This is a genomic window from Acinetobacter sp. 18QD2AZ41W (assembly GCF_009829025.1).
GTDB lineage: Bacteria > Pseudomonadota > Gammaproteobacteria > Pseudomonadales > Moraxellaceae > Acinetobacter > Acinetobacter pseudolwoffii.
The window spans coordinates 48,759-73,163 of record NZ_WURP01000008.1 but is presented as its reverse complement, the minus strand read 5'-3'; the positions used below and the strand labels follow the sequence as shown (position 1 = coordinate 73,163).

At 44.7% G+C, this 24,405-nt stretch carries 22 protein-coding genes; 12 read left to right on the top strand and 10 right to left on the bottom strand.

Translation table 11 applies throughout. The annotated features are described in order from the left end of the window. Positions 1-329: 329 nt before the first annotated feature. From GVV58_RS11635 to GVV58_RS11615, 5 genes are all read left to right on the top strand, one after another. The gene (locus GVV58_RS11635) at positions 330-2,996 is read left to right on the top strand and encodes a TonB-dependent receptor (protein WP_159516620.1); all 2,667 of its coding nucleotides are present in this window, start codon (positions 330-332) and stop codon (positions 2,994-2,996) included. Between the two features lie 150 nt (positions 2,997-3,146). Next, positions 3,147-3,848, top strand: a complete 702-nt coding sequence (locus GVV58_RS11630) for an energy transducer TonB (RefSeq protein ID WP_159516619.1) — start codon at positions 3,147-3,149, stop codon at positions 3,846-3,848. Positions 3,849-3,884: 36 nt separating this feature from the next. Further along, the gene (locus tag GVV58_RS11625) at positions 3,885-4,784 is read left to right on the top strand and encodes a MotA/TolQ/ExbB proton channel family protein (protein WP_159516618.1); all 900 of its coding nucleotides are present in this window, start codon (positions 3,885-3,887) and stop codon (positions 4,782-4,784) included. A 16-nt stretch (positions 4,785-4,800) separates the two neighbouring features. Next, positions 4,801-5,226 carry a biopolymer transporter ExbD gene (locus GVV58_RS11620; protein WP_159138568.1) on the top strand — a complete coding sequence of 142 codons (426 nt, stop codon included), beginning with the start codon at positions 4,801-4,803 and terminating at the stop codon, positions 5,224-5,226. A 21-nt stretch (positions 5,227-5,247) separates the two neighbouring features. Then, positions 5,248-5,664, top strand: a complete 417-nt coding sequence (locus tag GVV58_RS11615; RefSeq protein WP_159516617.1) for a biopolymer transporter ExbD — start codon at positions 5,248-5,250, stop codon at positions 5,662-5,664. A 57-nt stretch (positions 5,665-5,721) separates the two neighbouring features. Here GVV58_RS11615 and bfr read toward each other — a convergent pair whose 3' ends face one another. Beyond that, the gene (gene bfr, locus GVV58_RS11610) at positions 5,722-6,186 is read right to left on the bottom strand and encodes a bacterioferritin (RefSeq protein ID WP_159516616.1); all 465 of its coding nucleotides are present in this window, start codon (positions 6,184-6,186) and stop codon (positions 5,722-5,724) included. A 341-nt stretch (positions 6,187-6,527) separates the two neighbouring features. Between bfr and GVV58_RS11605 the strand changes: the two genes are divergently transcribed. Then, the gene (locus GVV58_RS11605) at positions 6,528-7,595 is read left to right on the top strand and encodes an aldehyde reductase (RefSeq protein WP_159516615.1); all 1,068 of its coding nucleotides are present in this window, start codon (positions 6,528-6,530) and stop codon (positions 7,593-7,595) included. Positions 7,596-7,716: 121 nt separating this feature from the next. On the opposite strand, the gene rlmF is transcribed toward GVV58_RS11605, so the two are convergent. From rlmF to GVV58_RS11575, 6 genes are all read right to left on the bottom strand, one after another. Beyond that, positions 7,717-8,691, bottom strand: coding sequence for a 23S rRNA (adenine(1618)-N(6))-methyltransferase RlmF (gene rlmF / locus GVV58_RS11600; RefSeq protein ID WP_100357348.1), 975 nt, complete (start codon positions 8,689-8,691; stop codon positions 7,717-7,719). A gap of 226 nt (positions 8,692-8,917) precedes the next feature. Beyond that, a complete protein-coding gene (ligA, locus tag GVV58_RS11595) occupies positions 8,918-10,957 on the bottom strand; it encodes an NAD-dependent DNA ligase LigA (protein ID WP_159516614.1) in 2,040 nt (679 codons plus the stop codon). Positions 10,958-11,065: 108 nt separating this feature from the next. Further along, positions 11,066-12,058, bottom strand: a complete 993-nt coding sequence (locus GVV58_RS11590) for a cell division protein ZipA C-terminal FtsZ-binding domain-containing protein (RefSeq protein WP_100355523.1) — start codon at positions 12,056-12,058, stop codon at positions 11,066-11,068. A gap of 1 nt (position 12,059) precedes the next feature. Continuing rightward, the gene (smc, locus tag GVV58_RS11585; protein ID WP_159516628.1) at positions 12,060-15,512 is read right to left on the bottom strand and encodes a chromosome segregation protein SMC; all 3,453 of its coding nucleotides are present in this window, start codon (positions 15,510-15,512) and stop codon (positions 12,060-12,062) included. Between the two features lie 11 nt (positions 15,513-15,523). Beyond that, a complete protein-coding gene (locus GVV58_RS11580; RefSeq protein WP_005095938.1) occupies positions 15,524-16,219 on the bottom strand; it encodes a GntR family transcriptional regulator in 696 nt (231 codons plus the stop codon). A 199-nt stretch (positions 16,220-16,418) separates the two neighbouring features. Beyond that, complete coding sequence (locus tag GVV58_RS11575) at positions 16,419-17,222, bottom strand: sulfite exporter TauE/SafE family protein (RefSeq protein ID WP_005172427.1); 804 nt, start codon at positions 17,220-17,222, stop codon at positions 16,419-16,421. Between the two features lie 27 nt (positions 17,223-17,249). Here GVV58_RS11575 and GVV58_RS11570 point away from each other — a divergent pair, with 27 nt between their 5' ends. Beyond that, positions 17,250-18,005: a biotin--[acetyl-CoA-carboxylase] ligase gene (locus tag GVV58_RS11570; RefSeq protein ID WP_159516613.1), complete on the top strand. Its 756-nt coding sequence runs from the start codon at positions 17,250-17,252 to the stop codon at positions 18,003-18,005. 13 nt (positions 18,006-18,018) lie between these two features. Continuing rightward, the gene (locus GVV58_RS11565; RefSeq protein ID WP_005172432.1) at positions 18,019-18,762 is read left to right on the top strand and encodes a type III pantothenate kinase; all 744 of its coding nucleotides are present in this window, start codon (positions 18,019-18,021) and stop codon (positions 18,760-18,762) included. Here GVV58_RS11565 and GVV58_RS11560 read toward each other — a convergent pair. The 3 genes from GVV58_RS11560 to ffh all read right to left on the bottom strand — a co-directional run bounded on the left by GVV58_RS11560 (position 18,713) and on the right by ffh (position 21,585). Then, positions 18,713-19,318, bottom strand: a complete 606-nt coding sequence (locus tag GVV58_RS11560; RefSeq protein ID WP_005172434.1) for an alpha/beta hydrolase — start codon at positions 19,316-19,318, stop codon at positions 18,713-18,715. The genes GVV58_RS11565 and GVV58_RS11560 overlap by 50 nt on opposite strands. A gap of 137 nt (positions 19,319-19,455) precedes the next feature. Then, on the bottom strand, positions 19,456-20,028 hold the full coding sequence (locus GVV58_RS11555; protein WP_005095930.1) for an alpha/beta hydrolase: 573 nt from the start codon (positions 20,026-20,028) through the stop codon (positions 19,456-19,458). A gap of 150 nt (positions 20,029-20,178) precedes the next feature. After that, positions 20,179-21,585, bottom strand: coding sequence for a signal recognition particle protein (ffh, locus tag GVV58_RS11550; protein WP_100355530.1), 1,407 nt, complete (start codon positions 21,583-21,585; stop codon positions 20,179-20,181). A gap of 138 nt (positions 21,586-21,723) precedes the next feature. On the opposite strand from ffh, the gene ccsA reads away from it, so the two are divergent. The 4 genes from ccsA to GVV58_RS11530 all read left to right on the top strand — a co-directional run bounded on the left by ccsA (position 21,724) and on the right by GVV58_RS11530 (position 24,405). Then, positions 21,724-22,533: a cytochrome c biogenesis protein CcsA gene (gene ccsA, locus GVV58_RS11545; protein WP_159516612.1), complete on the top strand. Its 810-nt coding sequence runs from the start codon at positions 21,724-21,726 to the stop codon at positions 22,531-22,533. 556 nt (positions 22,534-23,089) lie between these two features. After that, positions 23,090-23,506 (top strand): type IV pilin protein, encoded by a 417-nt coding sequence (locus GVV58_RS11540; RefSeq protein ID WP_100534712.1) that lies wholly within the window; start codon positions 23,090-23,092, stop codon positions 23,504-23,506. Position 23,507: 1 nt separating this feature from the next. Then, the gene (locus GVV58_RS11535; RefSeq protein WP_159516611.1) at positions 23,508-24,023 is read left to right on the top strand and encodes a prepilin-type N-terminal cleavage/methylation domain-containing protein; all 516 of its coding nucleotides are present in this window, start codon (positions 23,508-23,510) and stop codon (positions 24,021-24,023) included. Continuing rightward, positions 23,995-24,405, top strand: a complete 411-nt coding sequence (locus tag GVV58_RS11530) for a type II secretion system protein (RefSeq protein ID WP_159516610.1) — start codon at positions 23,995-23,997, stop codon at positions 24,403-24,405. Before GVV58_RS11535 ends, GVV58_RS11530 begins: the two co-directional genes overlap by 29 nt.

Here is a 24,405-nt window from a genome sequence, read left to right as displayed (position 1 = left end):
AATCTATAACGATGAGTCAATAATATTTTTCTAATAAAGTATTCATACTCTGTGTTTCAGAATTTTAAAATATCGACTAGTTCACATATTTTTCACATAATGCTTAACAATAATCCATATTACTGATTTGCAATATCATTTTTTCTTATCATTTCCAATACAGCTCATCCGTTTTCGCTGACGCACAAGTTCTTCCTTTCTAAACTGTTATAAATTAAATACTTCTTAATATTTTGAATTTTTTACAAGACTTCCAGCCAACTTGGCACTTGCTTTGCTTAAAAAAAATACAGCATTATCTTCACACAACAAGAAAGGTGAACTTTACGATGAAAATAAACAAATTAGTCGGATCTATGGGGGCTCCAACAGTTGGCAAAACAATACTCAAGTTAAGTACGCTTACCTTGAGTATGATGTGTTTGTCTTTGGCGCATGCAGCCGATGAACCAGAAAACTCCGCTACACAACCGACCAAGGTTCAAAAAGTGACAGTGACGGGTTCATCTATCAAAGGGGTAGCTGCACAAAGTGCCTCTCCTATCACTGTACTTAAAGTTGAAGATCTGGTGAATCAGGGGGTCACCACGGTTGAAGAAGCCATTAATAAAGTAAGTGCGAACCAGGCAGGTTTTGCAGTTTCCCAAAATATCGGTAAAAGCAATACTTCGGGTTCTGCTGCCAACCTTCGTGGTATAGGTACCGATAAAACCCTGGTTTTATTAAATGGCCGTCGTTTAGCCAACAGCCCCTTCAGCACTTCTGAAGTTAACCTGAATATCATTCCACTGGCAATGGTTGAACGTATCGAGATTCTGCGTGATGGTGCTTCTGCTGTATATGGTGCAGATGCAATTGCGGGGGTAATTAACTTTATTATTAAAAAAGAATATCAAGGTTTTGGTATTTCCGGTGGCCTGCAAGCACCTGAAGAAAAAAATGGCGACAAGTATGATGTCTCTATTTTCGGTGGTTATGGCGATCTGGATGAACAAGGTTTTAACGTTTACGGGGTAATCGATTATCGTACTTCTGACATGATCATGGCCAAAGATCGTAAAGTCAGCCGTCGTGGTGGCCTAATTCCTGAACTCAACATGGCAATTGGTTCCGGTTCGGGCTTTCCTGCCAACTTGCAATCATCAACTCTAGGCATAGTTAACCCTTATATTAATCAGAACTGTAATAATGCTCCAAATATGTTCATCTCAGGGAGTCGCTGCCTGTTAAATACTCAAGCACTCATTGGCATTACTCCAGATGAAGAAACCTTTTCTGCTTTAGCCAAAGGTACATTTAAACTCACCGACTCATTAAATGCCGTTGCTGAATATATTTATACCGAAAGTGAAGTGACCACTTCAATTGCCCCAGACGTATGGGCTGGAACCCTTTCTATTCCAGATACCAGCAAATACTACCCGGGCCAAGGTATTACGCCAGGCATTGATGGTCTTACAGATACAAGAGTCCCACTTTTTTTACGTTCACAGTCAGGTAACCGTGTTTCTCAGTCAGTGAATGAATCTAACCGCTTCTTTGCAGGAGTCGAAGGTGAAGTTTTAGGCTGGGATGTAAATGGTGGCGTAACCTATGCCAAAAGTGAAGCAACTGACAATTTCGTCAGTGGTTATCTGAACCAGAGTCAGGTTCAGGCTGCACTTAACGATGGCACTCTGAATCCATTTGGCCCTCAGGCAGCTGCAGATGCTGGAAAATGGTCGACCTTTGATGTAGCAGGCGCGACCAATATGGCTAGCCTGGATTCCACCACAGTAGACTTCACTATCAGTCGTCCAATCTACGAACTGCCCGCTGGTGAGGTTGGCTTTGCTTTAGGCGGCAGCTTTACCACCCAGGACTGGGAAGCCAAGGTCAATGCGGATCTGGTTCGACAGGTTCCAGGTAGTGGTATTGATCCGGACAAGCCTGCAAGTTCTGGTGACCGTGATATCACTGCAGTATTTACCGAATTTCACATTCCAATCTTGCCGAGCTTAGAAGCTCAACTTGCGGCGCGTTATGATGACTATAGTGACTTTGGTGACACTTTTAATCCAAAAGTATCTCTACGCTGGGAACCAATGAAAGAACTGATGTTCCGTAGCTCTTATAGCACCGGATTCCGTGCACCAAGTATGTGGGAAATTAACTCCTTACAAAGTGAAACCAATACCAGCACCAACTTTAATAACCCGCGTTTTTGTAATGCAGACGGCACACCGAACAACATCGAGTTTGCCGATCAGTGTGGTATGCAGTTCAAGCGTAAACAGGGTGGTAATCCGGACTTACAGCCGGAAGAGTCAACCTCTTTTACAGCCGGTTTCGTGTATGAGCCGATCAAGAATCTGGTCTTCACTGCCGATTACTACAATATTGACATTGAAGGTCTAGTTAGCTCAGTTACACCTAATGATATTTTCAATGATCTTGATCGCTATGGCAACCTGATCGTTTATGCACCAGATGGCCGTATTCAGTATTTAAACACCACCTTACAAAATATGGGTGGCTTAAAAACTGAAGGGATTGACCTTAGCCTGAATTATTTAACCCCAATGACAGCGACCGGCCGCTTCGGTTTCGGCATTGATGGGACCTATGTCATCAAAATGGATGAGCAAGAAGAACCGGGTGGCTCATGGAAAGGTTTGGTGGGCATCTATGATGATCCTGCAGTCGTTCGTTGGAGACATATTGCCAATATCAACTGGTCTTATGAAAACTGGAAAATGAGACTAGAACAACAATATATCCGTGGTTATGAAGACTTTTCACAAGAACGTGATGTAAGTGCTTATACGCTTTATAACTTTGCAGGAACCTATAACGGATTCAAAAATCTGGAGCTAACTGCTGGTATCCGTAACATGTTTGATGCAGAACCACCTGCTTCTGATGCAACCAATAATGCCCAATACGGCTATGATCCTCGTCATGGTGACCCAATGGGCCGTACCTACTTCTTACGTGGTACCTATAAATTCTTTTAATTAATCTTTTCGCAAACACTGCTGCCAAGCGGTGTTTGCAGTTTTCCCCGTTTAATTTTAGTCGAACAAAAAAATAATGCTGCCTGTAACCAAAAACAATTTTCTCATCAGTGCACTATTTCCTGTTTGTCTTAAATTCTAGGAGTCATGATGGGCACAAAGTTTGAAGACTTAGAAAAAAACTCCGCCAAGAAACTGACGGGTATTGGGGTGGTGGTTTTTTTGCATATCCTGGTTGGCCTGGTACTCATGGCTGGTATGGCAAAAGACATTATTAAACCAACGGAACAGCCGGTAGAACTGATGATCATTCAGGATATCAAACCGCCTGAACCTGAGCCACCAAAAGAAACACCACCTGAACCACCAAAAATCGTGGAAAAAGTGGCACAAGTGCCTGAGGTGAAACCGGTTGAAAAAGTCGTTCCTGTACAGAAAACACTTCCAACGCCAACCCAACCGACAACTGCTGCAGTACCTACTCCCGTTGCAGCGAGTCCTTCGCCAAGTCCGGTAGCAGCACCGGCTCCAGTAGTCGCAGCCGCTCCAGCACCAGCTCCTCCACCCGCTGGTGTCACTCGTGGGGTGACACAAGGTGAAGCAGGTTGTAAACGCCCAGACTATCCACGTGATGCACTGATGAATGAAGAGCAAGGTGACGTTCTGATCTCTGTATATGTAAATACCACCGGCAAGGTCCAGGATGCCAAAGTAAAAAGTTCGAGCGGTAGTCGCTCACTGGATCGTGCAGCATCTAAGGCATTCAGTTTATGTACCTTTAAGCCGGCCATGAAAAATGGTGAGCCGCAAGAATCTTGGTATGACATTCCCTATGAATTTGTCCTTGACTAACAGATACAACAGATAAAGAAAAAAATCAGGAGATCTATGATGAAAAAATCACTAAAACCTTTAAAAAATATGACTGCTGCTGGTGTGATTGCCATAAGCGCCTTATTACCTTTGCAAGCTGTTTTTGCAGAACAGTCCGCTACTCCAAATACGAGTGCAACCACTGAAACAACGGCTACAACACCCGCAACACCTGCAACACCTACTCCGCCACCACTTCCGGCTGAACCCGTAGCCGAAGAGCCTGCGTATAATCCTTATGGTTTAGAAGCCATGTGGAAAGAAGGTGATATCGTTTCTAAAATCACCCTCTTTATTTTGGTTGTCATGTCGATCGGTACCTGGTACATCATGATCAGCAAATGCCTGCAACAAGGCAAAATACGCAAACAGGCCAAACAAGCTGAAAATACCTTCTGGGAATCTTCTTCTCTGGATAATGCGACCGAAAACCTGGACGAAGCCAGCGTCTACCGTTTTATTGCGGAAAAAGGCATCAATTCAACCAAAAATCATGGTGGTAATTTACTTGAGCGTATCGATTTCAATACCTGGGTCACCATTTCGATTTCGCGTGCAATCGACAAAATTCAGAACCATCTGAGTGGCGGTCTGGCCTTCCTTGCGACAGTCGGTTCGACTGCACCCTTTGTTGGCCTGTTTGGTACAGTTTGGGGGATCTACCATGCACTGACTGCCATTGGTGTTTCAGGTCAGGCATCAATCGATAAAGTTGCTGGCCCGGTAGGTGAAGCACTGATCATGACTGCAATCGGTCTGGCAGTCGCAGTACCGGCAGTACTCGGTTACAACTGGTTGACTCGCCGTAATAAAGCGGTCATGGAAGAAGTGCGTACTTTTGGTTCTGATTTGCACGCAGTATTACTCAGCGGTGAAATCACGACCAATAATTCTGTTAATCGTGACGTAAAGTAAGAGTGAGGCATCAGCCATGGGAATGATGGTCAATTCAAACGACAGCGATGATGAGGTAATTGGAACCATTAATACCACACCTCTGGTTGATATTATGCTGGTTCTGCTCATTATCTTCCTGATTACTGTGCCGGTCGCAATCCATACCGTCCCTGTCGATCTACCTGAAGAAAGAAATGTGCCCTATGAAACCAAACCAGACAATGTTCAGCTGGCCGTCAATAAAACTGGAGATATTTTCTGGAACGAAATTTATATTGCAGATAAATCCGTTTTACTGAGCCGCTTACAGGCTGAAGCGCAAAAGACACCTCAGCCTGAAGTACATATCCGCGGCGATCAGTTAACCCCTTATGAGGCGATTGATCAGGTGATTAGTACCACCCAACAAGCCGGTATTGGCAAAATTGCTTTTGTCACGACACCGCCCGCTACACCTTAAAAGCGAAGAAGGATTAAGTTTATGGGTATGAATGTGGGTTCGAATCAAGATGATGATGTGATGTTGGATGTCAACATGACGCCACTGATTGATGTCATGCTGGTCTTGCTGATTATGTTTATTATCACGATTCCATTACCAAATAATTCTATTAATATCGATCTGCCCAACGGAACGCCACCTGTGACCGATGAAAAACCGCCTGAGCTGGTGGAATTACGTCTGGATGCACAAGGCAAAATGTTCTGGAATGAACAGCCCGTAGAAAGCCCTCAGGCTCTGGAAATTCTGTTTCAAACAGTGGCCAGAAAAGCAGATCAGGATCAGATTAAAATCAAAGCGGATCGTGCCACCGAGTATAAACATATTGCGATGGTCATGGCTTCTGCACAGCGTCTGGATGTCAAAAAAATTGGAATTATGAGTAATAACAACTAACTATTTACAACATATAAAAAAAACCCAGCATATGCTGGGTTTTTTCTCAATCCGATTTTACATCTGTGATTGAATATAATTTTGCAAGCCAATCAGTTCAATTAAACGCAACTGTTTTTCTAACCAGTAGGTATGGTCTTCTTCAGTATCTGACATTTGCTGGCGCAGCATATCACGGGTGATATAGTCACCTTTTTCTTCGCACAGCTTGATGCCTTGTGCCAGTTTTTCCCGCACATGATATTCAAGTTTCAGATCGGCTTTCAGGCAGCCCACGACATCTTCACCAATCTCAACGTCATCGCGTTGCATGTTCGGTGTACCTTCAAGGAACAATACACGGCGGATAATCGCATCCGCATGCTGGGCTTCTTCCTGCATTTCGTGGTCGATACGTTCAAAGATTTTGGTTAAACCCCAATCTTCATACATACGAGAGTGAATCAAGTATTGGTCACGAGCAGCCAGTTCGCCACCGATCAACATATTTAAATAATCTACGACTTCTGGATTACCGCGCATTTGAATTACTCCCTACCTTTATGCTGCTATTATGGAGAAAAGCATTCAGATTTGCAAAGCCTAACCAGGTTAAATATTTGATTTTTATATAATTAAAATGAGAAGTACTTGCATTTACACTTCGTTCTGAATCAAATCCCATTTATAAAACAATACTTTGCATTTTTACAGCGCTCGGCTCTACAGCTAAATACACCAAAGAATATTCAGGTTAAATTTTGTAAATATTCATGAAGATCAGTCAGATTAATAGTTTTTGTATAAACATCACCGCATTGGCGTACTTCATGCTTAAATTTCGCTTATGATGCAGACAAATTTAAAACAACAATGGTTTAACTATGACACATCTACATACTACAGCGCCGGTTCTGGTTACCGGTGCATCGGGTTATATTGCCAGCTGGGTCATCCAGAAATTACTCACGCAAGGCTATAGCGTACATGCCACGGTACGCGATCTGAATAAAACTAAAAGCTTTACTCACCTAGAAAAAATTGCTGACAGTAGTGCGGGAACTCTCAAGTTATTTCAGGCCAATCTATTAAGTCCAGGCTCTTTTGATCAGGCCATGCAAGGTTGTGAAATTGTTTTTCATATGGCCTCGCCTTTTGTGGTGACCAATTATAAAGATGCGGTCAAAGACATTATTGAACCTGCGGTTTTAGGCACTGAAAATGTCCTGAATAGTGTCAACCATACCGAATCCGTAAAACGCGTGATCGTCACGTCGAGTATTGCTTCCACTTATGGCGATGCGGTTGATATTCTGCAAACTGAAAATAACAGTTTTGATGAATCACACTGGAATAGCACCAGTTCGGCCACACATCAGCCTTATCCTTATTCCAAAGTCATGGCAGAGCGCAAAGCCTGGGAGATGGCAGAAGCACAGGATCGCTGGAAGCTGGTCTGTATTAATCCAGCGCTGGTCTTTGGTCAATCCTTAACCCCCAACACCCAGTCTGGCAGTGTCGAGGTCTTGCAGCAATTCGCCAATGGCATGACGCTACTCGGTGTTCCACCCATGTGGAATGGTGTGGTCGATGTGCAGGATGTCGCTGAAGCACATCTCCGTGCTGCATTTAAACCGGAAGCACATGGGCGTTATATTATTTGTAGTGAAAGCCTGAGCCTGCTGGAAATGGGTCAGATTTTACGAGAAAATTTTGGCAATAAGTTCCCCTTCCCGCGCAATCAGTTGCCAAAAGCGGCCTTTAAACTGTTTGGGCCATTGGCAGGCTTTAGCTCTAAGTTTGTGGAACTGAATATGGGTTATCCAATTTTCTTTAATGCCCAGAAAAGTAAAGATGAGCTCGGCATTGAGTATCGTCCGGTACAAGAAAGTCTGGTCGAGCATTTCCAGCAATTACTCGATGATGGCGTAGTCAAAAAATATATTCCTTAATCGTACTAGCTCAAACCTGATCTGACAGTTACCGATTTTTTTATTGTATCTGTCAGATTAAATTTGAGCGACTACACCGACTTATGCGCCCACAAGCTCACTATTCCTGCCTAAAAACAAGCTAAGCAGAAGTCCAACGCGCATTTTTCCACGCTTGCTGTTGCTTTGCATCTAGGAAAGTCCAAGCCACAAAACGACTCTCTTTTTGCCCCTGCGTCATTTTAATGGTTTTTAAATCCACTGCACCGCACTTACGCAAGGTATTTAACAGCATAGGCAATGTGGTTTTCTTAGAAACCAGTGTACTAAACCAAAGACATTGCTCAGCAAATTGTGTGCTCTCTTGTACCATCTGGCAAACAAAGCGTTCTTCTCCACCGTCACACCACAGCTCGTTCTTTTGTCCGCCAAAGTTTAACACCACTTTAGACCGATCAACCGGTTTGCCAAGTTTGCGTAATTTTTGCGTTGCTGTGGCATTTGCTTCATCTTGCGAAGCATGAAATGGTGGGTTACACAGGGTCAAATCAAAACGATCTGAAGGTTTAATCACGCCTTTGAAAATATTGCTCGGTGTCTTTTGCAATCGAATCTGAATCCCCTTTTTGAGATTTGGATTTGCCTCCACAATAAATTGAGCACTTTTAACCGATGCAGGATGAATGTCTGAGCCAACAAATTTCCAACCATAACTACGATGACCAATAATCGGATAAATACAGTTCGCGCCCACCCCAATATCTAATACGTGAACGGCGTGTCCTATTGGAATCTGACCTTTATTGCTATCACTCAACAAGTCCGCCAAATAGTGAATATAGTCGGCTCTACCCGGAATAGGTGGACAAAGATAATCTTGAGGAATATCCCAATATTGAATACTATAAAAATGCTTGAGCAATGCTTTATTGAGCATTTTCACAGCTTGAGGATCAGAAAAGTTGACTGAAAGATCGTTATATTGATTCGGGCTGACAAAAGGCGCAAGTTCCGGACAACTCTTGATTAACTGAGGAAAATCGTAACGACTGCGATGCAGATTTCGTGCATGTAATTGCGATTTTTGTTGCAGAAAAGATTTCTTTGCTTGAGCCATGTGTATGTCAATCATCAACGGGAGAACAGAATCAATAAGGCAGGATCTATACCTGCGAATGAATCGATATTGTACGTGAATTCAACTCACATTGCCGAACCCGTCCTTGTATTTGTCTATCCTCCCCCCTCTCATTCACCTATAGTTTTGAACTAGCAATAAAAAAGACACCTCAAGACTCATCATCCTTAGTGTCTTTTTTATTTAAGTCATTGTTTAGAACTGATTAGTCTTCGATTTGCCCATGCTCTTTCATCAGGGCAATGAACTGTTCCTCATTGATGACCGTTACACCCAGCTTTTCTGCCTTGTCCAGTTTAGAACCAGCTTTTTCACCGGCTACCACGCATTTGGTTTTACTGGATACACTGCCGCTGACTCGCGCACCCAGTGCCTGAAGTAATTGAGTCGCTTCATCGCGCCCCATACTGCTTAAGGTTCCGGTCACGACCCAACTTTCGCCATTGAGTGGCTGACGGGTCGGTGCAACTGGCGCATCCCAGTGAATGCCCGCGGCCAGTAAACGGTCTAGAACTTCCAGATTATGCGGTGCCTGGAAGAAATCCAGAATCCATTCAGCAGTAATAGCGCCCACATCCGGAGTTTTCTTTAATGCCTCCAGATCTGCCTGACGCAGTGCCTCCAGTGTCTGGAAGGTATTGGCCAGCATACGTGCTGTGGTTTCACCGACGCCACGAATACCGAGTGCATAAATAAATGCGGCCAATGTGGTTTTCTTACTGTTCTCAATAGAGTCTATTAAATTCTGAACCGATTTGGCTCCCATCTTTTCAATACCGAGCAAGGTCTCACGATGTTCATGCAGGTGGTAAATATCCGAGACATCCTTGAGCAGGTTCAGATGCAGCAAAGATTCTGCCCAGCGATCGCCCAGACCTTCAATGTCCATGGCCTTGCGCGAAACAAAATGACGAATCGCCTCAATCCGCTGTGCGGCACAATACAGTCCACCCGAACAACGTGCCAAAGCTTCACCTTCAGGCATCACTACCGGTGAATCACAGACTGGACATTTTTCTGGTAAATGCACTTCAACGGTATCTACCGGACGGAATTCCGGCCAGACTTTTTCGACTTTAGGAATCACATCACCACTGCGGTAAACACTGACCGTATCGCCAATGCGTACATCCAGACGGTGAATTTCACCAATATTATGCAGGGTCACATTGGACACCGTGACACCGCCGACCGCCACCGGATTCAAACGTGCCACCGGTGTCAGAGTTCCGGTACGACCCACCTGCCAGTTAATATTTTCAACGGTGGTCAAGGCGGCAACTGCCGGAAATTTATAGGCGGTGGCCCAACGCGGCTCCCGGCTCAGAAAACCGAGTTGCTGCTGCTGTTTCAGGTCATTGACTTTAATCACCATGCCATCGATTTCTACACTGAGACTGGCACGTTCCTCAATGATCTGTTCATAGACTTTTTGCACGTCCTGAATACTGTCACAAATAAAGTGGCGCTCACCTACAGCAAAACCAAACTGACTCAGCCATTCCAGACTGTCCGACATGCTGCGTTGACCATGATACGGTACACACTGCGCAATTCCATAAGCATAAAAAGCCAGTGGCCGTGATGCGGCAATATTCGGATCGAGCTGGCGCAAACTTCCTGCCGCGGCATTACGCGGATTGGCAAAGGTCTTTTCACCTTTTGCTGCATTGGCGGCATTCAGTTTTTCAAAGCCCGATTTCGGCATCAATACTTCGCCGCGTACTTCCAGCAAATCGGGAATAACGCCATTTACTGCTGATAACAGCTTCGGCAGGTTGCGAATGGTTCTGACATTCTGGGTAATATCTTCACCGGTTTCCCCGTCGCCGCGAGTCACACCACGGGTCAATACGCCATGCTCATACCACAGGGAAATGGCCAGACCGTCAAATTTCAGTTCTACATCATATTCGATTTTTTGATTCGGCAAACGCTCTTCAATACGGCGAGCAAAAGCAAAAAGATCGTCCTGATTAAAGACATTGCCCAAGGACAGCATCGGAACGGCGTGAGTAATGCTCACAAATTTTGCAAGTGCCTGCCCGCCGACTTTATCGGTCGGGCTATCCGGCTGGATCAGATCGGGATATTGTTGTTCTAAAGCTTTGAGCTGATGAAAGAGCTGATCATATTCACTGTCTTCAATGCTCGGTTGATCCATCACATAATAAGCATGATTATGCTTGGCAAGCAGTTGAATCAGTTGACGCATTTGCGCAATGACAGTGGCATCTTGGGTCATAATTTCACCATAAAAAAGGGCGGAAAATCCGCCCTGTAGAATATTCAGCTTTTGGCTATTATAAAAATTGCAGTCCACAGATTCAACTTGCAGATCGAACAAAACCGCTTAAACTTCTGTAGGTTGACCCGCGCGATAATCAATCGCCTGATGGCGCCAGAATTCACGTAATTGTGGGGTAAATTCCTGCTGGTTCTGATCGTAGACCAGACCATCCACTTCACGGGCAATCAGACGTGAAATACTGTCCATGGTATCAAAGGCATTTTGTACATCGCTATGCGGCAAAGCCAGGAAGAAGGCCAGACCTTTGACTTCCTGAGTCGAGAGAGTTTCCAGATCAAAACCTTCCATGCCGGTATCCGTCATTTGCAGTACCGAAAACAGCAGTTTTGAATCATCTTCACTATAGCGGTGGAAACAGGCCAGTTCGCCATAACGCAGACCATATTTCAACAAGACTTTCAGGGTTTTATCACCTGAAAGTACCCGGCCTTGCGGATAGATATGCAGAGAAATAATCGTTTCAGCATTGGATAAGGCACTTTCTTCATCCACTATTTTCTGTTCATGCAGATGAGCATCCAGAATACTGCTTTCATCATTAAATTCAGAAATTTCTGCTTTTTCAATACTGCTGTTCAGACTGAATTCAACAGCGGTATCTTTATCTTCCGTCTGGTTATTTTCCGCTTCTACTTCGGCCGGCTTTTGCTCCACTGATGTTTCGGCTGCTTCTGTGCTTGCAGAACTTGCCACGACTTCAGCTTCGGTCACTGGACTCGGCTCGACCGCTGCAGCTGTCTCAAGCACTGCTGGCTCAGCCAAGATCGGTTCAGGCTTGCGAAATGCTGAGGGCTTTTCAGGGGCCGGTTCTTCTACACGCAGGCTTGGCTCTACACGCTGTGCCGGTTCTGCTTCCTGTTTCGCCAGTTGCGAACGCACATGCCTTGGAATGACAGGGGTCTGGCTGTCAGGATCGATATGCAGGTTGGCATCCAGTGACGGTACAGCCTCTACAGGTTTTTTGAACAGCATTCTGATGCCGAACAGCATGATGACAATTGCTATCACAATCCCGATAATGGTGGTGATTTCCATATTATACCTCCGCAGCTAAGCCGTATTCTTTTGCCTGTTCCAAATTTACTGTCACTAATTTTGAGGTTCCCGGTTCAGGCATGGTTACACCTAAAAGATCAGTCGCCATCATCATTGCAAGTTTGTTATGGGTAATATAAATAAATTGCACGTGTTCAGAAAGCTCTTTGACTAAATTACAAAAACGTCCCACATTGGCATCATCTAGTGGTGCATCGACTTCATCGAGTACACAAAAAGGTGCCGGATTTAAGCGAAAAATCGCGAATACCAGTGCCAATGCAGTTAAAGCCTTCTCCCCACCGGAGAGTAATGCCAAGGAGCTATTACGTTTACCCGGTGGTCGGGCCATCAGTTTTACACCCGATTGCCATCCATCTTCAAGACTTAAACTCGCCTCGCCCCCTTCAAATACTTTCGGGAACAGGTTTTGCAGTTCGGCATTGACTTGATCAAAAGTGTGCATAAACAGTTTGCGGGTTTCCTGATCAATACTTTTCATCGCAGCTTGTAGCTGTTCCACAGTATTTTCCAGATCCTGCATCTGGTGGCTCAGTTCCTCATAGCGTTTCGAGACTTCTTTATATTCTTCAGAAGCCGCCAGATTCACTGCACCGAGCTTATCGAACTGCACCTGAGCTTTTTCCAGTTTCGCCTGATGGGTTTTGACATCAATAGTTAAACCGCTGATGACTTCATGATTCAGTTCTTTTAATTGTTCTGAATAATGCTGCAAATCAGATTTGGCTGCCTGCCAGGCCAGACGTTTGGCTTCCAGTGCTGTACGCAGTTTTTCATCCTGCTGCTGGAAACTGTGACGCTGTTCAGTCAACTGCTGCTGCTTGCTCTGCACCTGATTTAATTCGATCTGCCAGTCGGCCCAGGTTTTTTGCAGCTTTTCAGTGATCTGCGCCTGTTCATTAAACTGGCTCTGTAAAGCAGGCAATTCCAGCTGTACCGGATCGACAAATTTCTTGGCTTGCTCGATTTGTAGATTAATTTGTTGATACTGTTCTATTAAAAATACCTGATCTTTTTCCAGCAATTCAATCTGCTGCTGACTCTGTACGCTTTGACGGCGCAGCAGTTCCAGTTCCTGCTGCGCTTGCTGGCTAAGCTGCTGCGAGTCATCTAACTGAGTGCTCAATGCTTCCAGCTGGAATTGCAGGGTTTTATAATTTGGTAGCGCTTGTTCCAGCTTGATATTCAGGGCATGCAGGTCAATTTCCAGATCGTCTTTCTGCATGGCATCTTCTCCTAGCTGCTCATCCAGTTGTTGCAGCTGATGCTGTAATTGCTGCTTCTGTAATGCGAAAGCCTGAGCACTACTTTGAACTTTGGCAATATTGACATCGAGTTGTTGCAGTTGCTTTTGTGTGTGCTTGTACTGCTCACTGATCGTTTGAATCTGGGTTTTTAACTCCTTCATCCGAAGATTCAGTTCAGGCAGTTGCTCTTCAGCCTGACTAAGTTGGCTATTCAGTGCTGATAACTGAAGCTCGATTTCCTCCAGACGGATACGATGACTCAATGCGCCCTGAGCGGCTTGGCTCGATTCATCATAATCCAGCGCAATCACCCAATCAGGCCCAACCTGATAGCCATCCAGACTGAGTAGGGTCTGACCTTGCAAAAGCCCAGTTTGAAGTTTCAAGGCTTGCGCTAATGAATCTACAACTGCAACCTGCTGCCACAGTGAATGCTGTGGAGATTCAATCCAGTCGGCCAGACACACCGTATTGGCAATCTGAATTTTATCCTGTACAGCATATGGCTTTAACTGACGCGCCCGATCTTCAAGAAAGTTTTCACCCTCTGCCAGAATCTGGGCAGACAGCCATTTTGCCAGAAACTTTTCGATCAGCTTTGCATGGTCTTTGCCTGCATCGTTGAGCTTAAGTACATGCATTAGCTGTAGTGCATCGGCCTTGGCATGTGGATTGGCTTTGGTCAGCAATTGACTGAGGTTGTTCTGTTCTGAATGCAGCACCTGAATTTCAGATTTTAACTGCATCAAGCACTGCTGCTGTTCTGCCTGCTCGGTCTGAACTTGAGCCAATTGATCTTGCAATACAGTGCGTTGCGCTTCACATGTGAATAGCTGCTGTTCGATCTCAGTCTTGTCTTGTTGATATTGTTCCAACTCATCTTGTTGCGCTTGATGCTGAATCTGTATGCTCTGTTGCTGTACGGTCTGTTTTTGCTGTTCAATCCGCTCAATATTCTTGGCCAGTTGCTCGCTTTGAGCCAACATCTGTAATTTACGCTGCTGCTGCTGTTCGACCTGAGTTTTGATCTGGGCAAATTGTGCCGCGACTGTTGTATGTTGTGATTTGAGATCAGCCAGATTTTGGCTCTGCGCCTGATTCTGGCCATCTTGCTGCTGCAATTGTGTTTGCTGATCTTCAGCTTGCTGCTGCAAGGTATCGAGTTGCAGTTCAATCAATTGCAAACGCTCTTTGGTCTGGGCTTTTTGCTGTTCCAGCTTGACCAGACTGGTGGAATTTTGCTCGAGCAAAGACTGTTTTTGCTGCAAGGTCATTTCCAGTTCGGCCAGTTTTTTCTCGGCCTGTTGCCATTCACTTTGCAAAGGTGTCGATTGCTGAATCAGACGCTGAAACAGTTCACTGGTACGACCTAAATCATGTTCAACCGTAGTCAGCTCGGAACGCACCAGCTTAAAATTATCTCCGAGAGTATTCATCTCCACGGTATATTCTTCTTGCAAGCGCTGGCTTTGTTCACACTGGAAAGACAGGATTTCAATCTTGATGCTGCGAATCTGTTCTTCCAGTTGCTTATATTGAATCGCGCTTTCAGCCTGACGTTTCAGGGTTTTTAACTGAGATTTAAGTTCAGAGGCAATATCTTCCAGACGCGACAGGTTTTGCGTAGTGTGATCCAGATGCAGCATGGTTTCACGGCGCCGTGCCTGATAACGCGAAACCCCGGCAGCTTCTTCAATATAGACCCGCATTTCATCCGGTTTGGCATCGACCAGACGGTTGATCATGCCCTGTTCAATAATCGCGTAAGAACGTGGCCCCAGACCGGTGCCCAGAAAAATATCGGTAATGTCACGACGACGGCATTTGCTGCCATTCAGGAAATATTCAGACTTGCCATCGCGGTTGACCTGACGGCGGACTGCCAGTTCATTATAGGCATTATAAGCACCGCCCAGTTTGCCATAGGTATTGTCAAAGCGCAGTTCTACACTGGCCATACCCACCGGTTTACGCTTGGCAGTTCCGGTAAAAATCACGTCCTGCATGCTGCCACCACGCAGCTGGCGCGCACTGGACTCGCCCATGACCCAGCGTATGGCATCAATGACGTTAGATTTACCACACCCGTTCGGTCCCACGACTGCAGTACGATTATCTTTAAAATGTAAAGTGGTACTGTCGGCAAAAGATTTAAAGCCTGAAAGTTTTAAACTGCTTAAACGCATAATGTCCTGATTTAACGTCGTGAGCGTCTGGCCCACGCGAGTTCAATTTGTTTCATCCGTGTCAGAGATTCCAACACAAGGTTGCGTAAGTGTCGACAAAAATCTTCCATAAATAAAGCGGCCTGATGGGTTTTTCGTATCAAAATTGCTTCAGTGACCAGTTTAAATAAGTCGAAAGATTCCTGTAACTCGCGTCTGGAAATATTCAGGGTCAGGAAATAGCTACGCCGCAAGCAAGGTAACAGTTCCTGATAGTAGCGCATCAGATAGGGATTTCCGACCATCTCATGTTGCTGGGCCATGCCCTGAAAGATCAGATCATAAAACTTTTCTGTATGTCCTTGGCGAGTTTCTGCTTCTAATTGTTCTAATAATAGCTGAATGCGCTCGGCTTCATGACTCCGCCAGGTTTCAGCCATACGATGCACCATCTGCCCCAGCAATAAAGAGGTAATATCAAATAGGGCACGCACCTGCAAGGCCGACATTTCCGAGACAATGGCACCGCGACGCGGATAAATTTCAATCAGCTGGGTGCGTTCCAGCAACAGCAGGGCTTCACGAACCGACCCTCGACTGACATCCAGCTCCGAGGCAATCCTGAGTTCCTGTATACGTTCGCCTTCGACCAATTCGCCGCGAATAATCTGTTCGCTAATGTGTTTGGCAATCTGCTCAGACAAACTGTGTGCTTGTTCTAATGGCATACCGTTCCTGTCTTTATTTTTATGGATACTGGTTCAGCCCGTGATTTGGGCTATGTTGCTATTAGACAGAATTTTTTCAATAATTACTGTGACATTGTCAGACAATCTTGTGTCTCTACAGCCAACTCAAGTTCACAAAAAAGGAGAATAGTGAACCATTCTCCTTAGGTGATACATCAGTTCAACCTAAAAACTTAAATCAGGCCATAAAACCTTGATAAATAAAATACAGGCCGACGGTGGTCAGTAAAGCCGCAAAACATTTTTTCAGTACCGCAGGTGAAAGTAAATGTGCCACTTTTGCACCGAGTTTGGCGGTAAAAAAACTCATCATACTGATGCCAATAAAGGCATAAATATGGATATAGCCAATCGTATTTGGTACTGTGACCTGGGCCTGTTGACCAAACCAGATAAAGCCTAGTGCGCCTGCCACGGCAATCGGCAATCCACAAGCCGCAGAGGTCGCCACGGCTTTTTGCATCACGATGCCACAGCGATTCAAAAACGGGACTGTCAGACTACCGCCACCAATCCCAAAGATCGCCGATGCCACACCAATCCCACCGCCCGCAGCGAGTTGTACCGGGGTTGAAGGCAATTTTTTATTCGGATCGACCTGAACATTGGCGCCTTTAAACATTCTAAACGCCACCCAGACTGCAAAGAACCCGATCAACAGCTGCAAGCCTTGACCAGATAAATAGTCAGCAATCCCTGCGCCCAGGAAGGAACCAATAATCAAGCCGGGTGCCAGATTACGAAATACCGACCACAACACGGCACCTCTTTGATGATGCGCCATGACCGAACTGATCGAGGTGACAATAATGGTAGCCAGAGAAGTCCCCACCGCCATGTGCATAATCACGCTGGGATCGTACTGGAGCTGGGTAAAAACAATGTACAGAATCGGCACAATAATCAAACCACCACCGACCCCAAACAGGCCAGCGGTAAATCCTGCAATTGCACCAATCAATAAATATATGATTAACTCCATAACGATATTTACCACGTTTAGATTCAAATGGATGTAGAAACTCGTGAACTGCAACAACGATTAAGCGATGCAGGCCAGCTTCCGGAAGTATTGCTCATCAAACCGATTACCACATCGACCAATGACGATGTGCGGGAATTGGCAACCAAGGGGGTACAGCAGGTTCTGGTCTGCAGCCATGTGCAGACCCAAGGCCGTGGACAGCGCCAGCGTCAGTGGATTTCACCTGAAGGGAATATCTATTTAAGCACATTGCTGCATACACAAAAACCCATCGATGGCCGTTTGGCTCTGGAAATTGCGTTAAATATCCTGCAAATGCCCAGTCTACAAGGGCAGGACTTGCAAGTAAAATGGCCGAATGACCTGTATAGCGTCAAAGGCAAATGGGGCGGCATTCTGGTGGAACCGATTTCACCTACGCAGGTGGTGGTCGGGGTCGGGATCAACCTCAGCCCAATGTCTGCTGAGGTTCCCGAGCAGCAAGTGACCTCATTGAATGAGTTGGGCCTGCATCCGGGTTCACGCATTCAGCTGATTGCAGAACTGTATCTGGCGATTCAGCAAGCCGGACAATGGTTTAGTTATGGCAGCCAGAATCTGTCTGGTCGTTTCAATCGACATGCCGCTTTTATCCAAGAGAGGGTTGAATTTACCGATCTGCAAGGGCAATATTCAGGAAAATTTCTGGGTATTCAGGATGATGGCGCGGTTAAAATCGTGACTGAAACAGGTGTCCACATCTTTTACCAAGGTCAATTACGGCTCAAAAATAATCCTTGAACAGGCATAATCCATGAAGAAACTATGGCTAGATATTGGCAATACCCGACTCAAATACTGGATTACCGAACAAGATCAGATCATTGAACATGCAGCGGAATTACATTTACAATCCCCTGCCGATTTGTTACTTGGCCTGATTCAGCACTTTAAAACGCTGGATCTGGATCAGGTCGGATTGTCTTCGGTTCAGGACAAGGTCAATAATGAGCGCATTCTTAGTATATTAGATGGTCTGCATATTCCAGTGATTTTTGCTCAGGTGCAGGCCCAATATGCTGGCCTGATTTGTGGCTATGATGAACCGGCACAACTGGGGATTGACCGCTGGCTACAGGTACTTGCTGTCGCGACCCAGCCTCATGAGAATTATTGTGTGATTAGTTGTGGTACAGCGCTGACCATTGACCTGATTCAAGGACAACAACATTTAGGCGGTTTTATTCTGCCAAATTTATATTTACAACGTGATGCACTGATTCAGAATACCAAAGGTATTAAAATTCCGGATGCCGCATTTTCTGAGCTCAATCCCGGACGCAATACCATCGATGCAGTACATCATGGCATTCTGCTCGGTCTGCTCAGCACCATTGAAAAAGTGCTGCATGATTTTCCGGCACAGCTGGTACTAACCGGTGGAGATGCTCCACTGTTTGCCCAACATCTTGAGCCGTATCAGCCGAGGATTGAACCTGATCTTCTGCTTAAAGGTTTGCAGCATTTTGCGGCTCATTTGCCAGACACAGTTTCATGATTTCGAGCAATTGAGGAAATTCGGTAAATCCATCACATTTGTTAAAATGTCCGGCTTTTTTAATCTCAAAAATTTGAGCATTTAAGCTGTGGGCCAGGCGCAGGGAAACCGGTGCAGGTACAAAAGGATCATTACTGGAGATCAGCATGACCGCGCGTTTATAGCTATACGGCAGGTTGTTCAGATCCAGTCGTGTCGCCTGCAGCATTTTATTCAGTTCCGACCAGGCCACCAGCGGTGTATCGAAAGCTGAAACCAGAATGACCCCGCCGGTCTTGCGGTGCTGCTGGAGATAATGTTGCTGTAAAAAACTTAAAACACTGAGTCCACTCAGGCCATGGGCAACTAAAAACGTATGCTCATCCAGGTGTGGAATATGCAGTTTCAGATTCTGCTGCCATTCTTCTAGATCAGGCTGAAAAGGATTGGCCAGCATAATCCGTTTTGAATCAACACCGACATTTTTGAGTTGGCGACTCAGCCACGGATACCAATGGTCATTTGAGGTGGCCTGATAATCAGGCACGATATAAACTTTATTGATTATATTTTTCATCGTGTTTTACTTATTATAATTGAGCACAAAGTGCTTTGACAAAAACTACCATTAAACAGTCTGAAGATGAAATTCAAGTAACTTTTTGCATCCCATCTCAGACTCAATTTGCAAATTGAACGAATCCAACAACCTGCTTAAGATTCAGCTTTAATCAGATAAGGCTCAATCACTTTCCAGAGTTCTGGCAGATCGGTACAGCCTTCTGAATCGATAAAATGTCCCTGATGCTTGGCACTCACCACAATCGCATCCAGACTGTCTGCCTGTTCCAGGCTAAATTCAGGCTCCACCCGATCATCGCCTTCAGAATAAATCACCACACGTTCTGCCACCTGCTGTTTAAGCAGATCAAAATCGATCTCAGCAGCATCAATAAACGGATTGACTTCATCTAAACGACCCAAGCGGCCATTAAATCCTGCGATCAATACCAATTGCTGAATCTTTTGCTGTTTTAATTCTCTGGATAAGTAATGCAATACAGCCACAGTTCCCAGGCTATGCCCGATAAAAATACTGTCTTCATCAATCCCCTCAATCTGCTCACGCATTTGCTGGTCCCACACCTCCAACTTGGGTGTGGTCGATGGGTCAAGTCGCAGTACTTTTAAGCTGACATTTTCCTGTTGGGCTTTTTCCTGAATCCATGGAAACCAGTTTTCTTCCGGGCTTGCAGTATAACCATGGACGATGATCACTTGAGCCATTTTAAATTTCTCTTTGTTTTGTGCTGATGTTCCTGAGTCTGCCTGATTGGATTTTTATTTTGGGTAAGTAAATGTTGTTTTGTTTAAACCGGTTTTCTGATTGATACATAATAAAAAAGGCGCATTTCGCGCCTTTTTTAAATCAGAATCTTATTTCTTGTCATTGCCGCCGAACAGTGGACCCATGCCACCGCCGCCGCCAAACTGTTTCTGCAAACCACCGAGTGATTTCATCATTTTTGCCATACCTGACGGATTGGCAAATTTCTTCATCATCTTGGCCATTTGCGCATGTTGTTTAATCAACTTGTTGACTTCCGCCACTTCCATACCACAACCTGCTGCGATACGTTTTTTACGGCTTGGGTTCATCAAGTCTGGATTACGGCGCTCTTTGATGGTCATCGACTGGATAATCGCTTCCATTTTCTTGACCTGCTTTTCAGGATTGGCCTGGGCCAACGCATCTTGCAGACCGGCATTGCTCATGCCAGGAAGTTTGTCCAAGAAGCCCATCATGCCGCCCATCTTGTTCATCTGCTCAAACTGCATCAGCATATCTTCAAAGTTGAAGCTGCCGCCTTTTTGCAGTTTTTTCGCCATTTTTTCGGCTTTTTCTTTGTCGACCTTGCGCTCAAGTTCTTCGACCAAAGAAAGGACGTCACCCATACCCAAAATACGCTGCGCGATACGTTCAGGATGGAATGGCTCCAAGGCATCAAGCTTTTCGCCCATACCCAAGAATTTGATTGGCTTACCGGTAATGGCACGCACAGACAGTGCCGCACCACCGCGTGCATCACCATCGGTTTTGGTCAGGATCACACCGGTTAAAGGCAAGGCATCGTTGAATGCTTTGGCAGTATTTGCTGCATCCTGACCGGTCATGGCATCGACCACGAACAGGGTTTCAGTCGGGTTAATCGCTGCATGCAGCTCTTTGATTTCACCCATCATGTCATCATCGATATGCAAACGACCTGCCGTATCGACAATCAGCACATCAGCAAACTGGATTTTTGCCTGTTCAATTGCACGTTTTGCAATATCAATTGGGCGTTCATCTGCGTGAGATTCTAAGAAAATCGCACCTACTTCGCCTGCAACCGTTTGTAGCTGTTTGATCGCTGCTGGACGGTATACGTCAGCAGATACCATCGCGACTTTTTTCTTTTGACGTTCTTGTAAGAAGCGTGCAAGTTTCGCTGCGGTTGTTGTTTTACCCGCACCTTGTAGACCTGCCAGCAGGACAACAACAGGTGGTTTTGCAGCGAGGTCGAGGCTTTCATTGGCCTCGCCCATCATTTTGGTCAATTCGTCATGAACGATTTTGACAAAAGCCTGTCCAGGAGATAACTGAGTCATCACTTCCTGGCCCAATGCTTCTTCCTTAACTTTCGCGATGAATTCACGAGTTACAGGTAACGCAACATCGGCCTCAAGAAGCGCCATACGCACTTCACGTAACGTATCTTTAATATTGTCTTCGGTTAGCTGCCCTGAGCCAGTAACATTTCTTAAACTCTGCGTGAGTCGTTCTGTTAAGGTATCAAACATTGCAAAATCCGCTTAAAATAGCCATGAGCAAAAAATTGTTTCTTAAAATAGAAAATTTATGCATAGAATGCTATAGGATACTGTAGTTCGCAGCGAATTTATATAAATGAATATTCATCACCCTTAAAAAGGTTTGACATGGTTAGCCTCCCCTTGGTTTACACGATCTTAGCATTAGTCGCTTATACCGCTTCCTTCTGGTATCTGTTCATTCATTTAATGTCTAAACGTACTCCTAATCAATGGTTTGTTTCGCTAACTGCCCTGCTTGGACTGGGCTTACATGCGCTGGTTTTATATGGCGATATGCACACCCCGCTTGGCATCAATTATGATGTCTTTGCCCTGTTTTCCTTTACCTCTGGTCTGATGCTGTTACTCAGCATTATTTACAGTACTTATCGTCCAATTATTGCCCTGAATCTGATCGGGATTCCAGTGGCTGCCACGGGTTTAATTCTCGGCTTTGTCTTTACCCAGCCTGCAAAAATCATCGCACAAAACTCTTTGGGTCTGGATATTCATATTATCCTGTCTTTGTCTGCTTATGCGGTATTGCTCATGGCGACCATTCAGGCCGTGATTTTGCGACTGCAGGATCGCGAGCTGAAAAAGAAGCAAAAACGCCGGGTTTGGGTCAGTTTATTACCCTCTTATCAGGACATGGAATCACTGCTGTTTGACATGCTGATGACCGGTTTTGTTTTACTTACCCTCGCTCTGGGCTTTGGCTTTTTTACCATCGACAATTTCTTTGCTCAGCATCTGGCACATAAAACTGCATTCAGTATTATTTCCTGGCTGGTTTATGGTTCACTATTAATCGGACACTGGAAGTTTGGCTGGCGTGGCCAGAAAGCCGTGCGCTTTACCCTGCTCGGTTTTGGCTTGCTGGCACTGGGTTTTATTGGGTCTAAATTTGTGCTGGAAATGATCTTGGGGCGATAATTCTGAGCCTTGAAATATTCAATTCATTGTTCAATGAAAAGGCTTTAGCTTGAGTATTCTTTAAAGGATTATACGCCCCGCACGCACTGATAATGGCCAGTACATCTCCCTGTTAAGTTCTGCATCTCCTCACACAGGCAGAATCTTAAGTACAAACTGTTGCAAAAGTTCATATTGCAAGGCTTTTTCGCTGCTCTGATGGTTGATCAGATACTCCCCATTTTCTATACGAAAATACTTGAAGACAAGTAAGCTTCTTGTAGACCCATGCAAACATGAGACAGTATTTTTATAATTTTTATCCGAATATTACTTAGCTCTTTTTCATCGCATTTTTATATTGGATTTATAACAAAAAAACTACACCTTACCTTATATGGGTTACTAATTTTTACTCCTTGATATAGCTTAAGTTTTAGTTTTGTAATGATTCATGTTTCTCAAATTTTTCTATTTATTTTTTACCTATAATTATAATCCTTTTCTAGAAAAATCTGGATTTGCATTAATTTTTGCAAATTATTCAAAAGGATAAATAAAATAAGATGAGGTAAATATGAATAAGATAAAAGGCTTTACTTTAATTGAGCTAATGATTGTGGTGGCAGTGATTGCAGTCCTTGCGATGATTGCTGTGCCCAGCTATCAGAACTATATTACCAAGTCGAAGATTAAAGAAGCACAGTCGAATTTAATTGCCTTATCCCTCTCAGCAGAAAATTTTTATCAACGTACTTTAAATTATCCAATTGCAAACCTCAGCAATAGTGCTGCTTTAAAGAGCAGTACTATGTTTAGTACCTGGAACCCAACCTCTGATACTTTTTCCTATCAGTATCAATCTACTGATGGCTCCACCTATACATTGAAAGCCACTGGTACTGACTCACGGGTAGCAGACTGCCAACTCAGTCTGAACCATCAAGGCACCCGCACAGCAACCGGTTGTGGAAATACAGAGTGGACCAACTGATATGTGCTCACAGCCTTTTCTATTGCGCCAATCCGGTGGTTTCACCCTGATCGAATTAATGATCACCATTACCGTGTTAAGTATCTTGCTGTTGATCGGAAGTGCCTTAACGCGAAGCTGGGTGGATCGTAGCCAGATTAATAGTGGAATTTCGACTTTAAAAAATACAGTTGCCCAAGCCAAGACAGCTGCCCTAAGAAATACCAATAACCAGCCTTTAAACCATCCCGCAGTCAGTGTGTGCTGGAATGCACTTTCACATACTTTATCTGTACTCCGTCTTGCACAAAATAGTAGCGATCTCTGCAATGTGGCATCTGCCGATCATACCGTTCTTTTCAATTCATCCTTGGCTCAAGGCATTGTTATTCGCCAGGATCAGACTGCTTTTCAATGTCTGGCATTTAATGCCGCCGGCGTACTGATTGCACCGGCCGGATCGTCTTGTGTGAACAGTAGCAGTCTGAGTTTAAAAGTGGAGAAGAATAATGAAAATGCTGAATTCACCCTCTTTTAAACAATCTGGCTTTACCCTGATCGAGTCTCTAGTGGCTCTGATGATCTTCGGTATTATCATTTTGGGAAGTACTGCCGCTGTGTCTTATATGTTAAAGCTACAAAAAGAGATGCAGGTGAACTCTATCATTATCAATACCATGCAAAATAAACTCCAAAATGCATTAAATACTCCGGCTTCTGCATCACTTTGCAGCTCGATTGATTTGAATAGTTTCAGTTTGGCCCAGCAAACTTATCACATGGCGTGTGCTACCGAAAAAATTGACATCAATGGGATTCCGGTTGAATGGCCTGTACTGGCCGTTAGTACCCAAAAGAATATTGCCCAATCCTGTGCAGAGGGAACCCTCAGTTCTGATTGCTATATCGTGGGGAAATAG

Excerpts from the sequence above, each read along its gene's own strand:
- smc (WP_159516628.1), bottom strand. The coding sequence starts at position 15,512 with ATGCGTTTAAGCAGTTTAAAACTTTCAGGCTTTAAATCTTTTGCCGAC.
- GVV58_RS11590 (WP_100355523.1), bottom strand. The coding sequence starts at position 12,058 with ATGGAAATCACCACCATTATCGGGATTGTGATAGCAATTGTCATCATG.
- GVV58_RS11565 (WP_005172432.1), top strand. The coding sequence starts at position 18,019 with ATGAAGAAACTATGGCTAGATATTGGCAATACCCGACTCAAATACTGG.
- GVV58_RS11570 (WP_159516613.1), top strand. The coding sequence starts at position 17,250 with ATGGATGTAGAAACTCGTGAACTGCAACAACGATTAAGCGATGCAGGC.
- GVV58_RS11575 (WP_005172427.1), bottom strand. The coding sequence starts at position 17,222 with ATGGAGTTAATCATATATTTATTGATTGGTGCAATTGCAGGATTTACC.
- rlmF (WP_100357348.1), bottom strand. The coding sequence starts at position 8,691 with ATGGCTCAAGCAAAGAAATCTTTTCTGCAACAAAAATCGCAATTACAT.
- ffh (WP_100355530.1), bottom strand. The coding sequence starts at position 21,585 with ATGTTTGATACCTTAACAGAACGACTCACGCAGAGTTTAAGAAATGTT.
- GVV58_RS11540 (WP_100534712.1), top strand. The coding sequence starts at position 23,090 with ATGAATAAGATAAAAGGCTTTACTTTAATTGAGCTAATGATTGTGGTG.
- ccsA (WP_159516612.1), top strand. The coding sequence starts at position 21,724 with ATGGTTAGCCTCCCCTTGGTTTACACGATCTTAGCATTAGTCGCTTAT.
- GVV58_RS11605 (WP_159516615.1), top strand. The coding sequence starts at position 6,528 with ATGACACATCTACATACTACAGCGCCGGTTCTGGTTACCGGTGCATCG.
- GVV58_RS11615 (WP_159516617.1), top strand. The coding sequence starts at position 5,248 with ATGGGTATGAATGTGGGTTCGAATCAAGATGATGATGTGATGTTGGAT.
- ligA (WP_159516614.1), bottom strand. The coding sequence starts at position 10,957 with ATGACCCAAGATGCCACTGTCATTGCGCAAATGCGTCAACTGATTCAA.
- GVV58_RS11620 (WP_159138568.1), top strand. The coding sequence starts at position 4,801 with ATGGGAATGATGGTCAATTCAAACGACAGCGATGATGAGGTAATTGGA.
- bfr (WP_159516616.1), bottom strand. The coding sequence starts at position 6,186 with ATGCGCGGTAATCCAGAAGTCGTAGATTATTTAAATATGTTGATCGGT.
- GVV58_RS11635 (WP_159516620.1), top strand. The coding sequence starts at position 330 with ATGAAAATAAACAAATTAGTCGGATCTATGGGGGCTCCAACAGTTGGC.
- GVV58_RS11530 (WP_159516610.1), top strand. The coding sequence starts at position 23,995 with ATGAAAATGCTGAATTCACCCTCTTTTAAACAATCTGGCTTTACCCTG.
- GVV58_RS11560 (WP_005172434.1), bottom strand. The coding sequence starts at position 19,318 with ATGAAAAATATAATCAATAAAGTTTATATCGTGCCTGATTATCAGGCC.
- GVV58_RS11535 (WP_159516611.1), top strand. The coding sequence starts at position 23,508 with ATGTGCTCACAGCCTTTTCTATTGCGCCAATCCGGTGGTTTCACCCTG.
- GVV58_RS11555 (WP_005095930.1), bottom strand. The coding sequence starts at position 20,028 with ATGGCTCAAGTGATCATCGTCCATGGTTATACTGCAAGCCCGGAAGAA.
- GVV58_RS11625 (WP_159516618.1), top strand. The coding sequence starts at position 3,885 with ATGATGAAAAAATCACTAAAACCTTTAAAAAATATGACTGCTGCTGGT.
- GVV58_RS11630 (WP_159516619.1), top strand. The coding sequence starts at position 3,147 with ATGGGCACAAAGTTTGAAGACTTAGAAAAAAACTCCGCCAAGAAACTG.
- GVV58_RS11580 (WP_005095938.1), bottom strand. The coding sequence starts at position 16,219 with ATGCCATTAGAACAAGCACACAGTTTGTCTGAGCAGATTGCCAAACAC.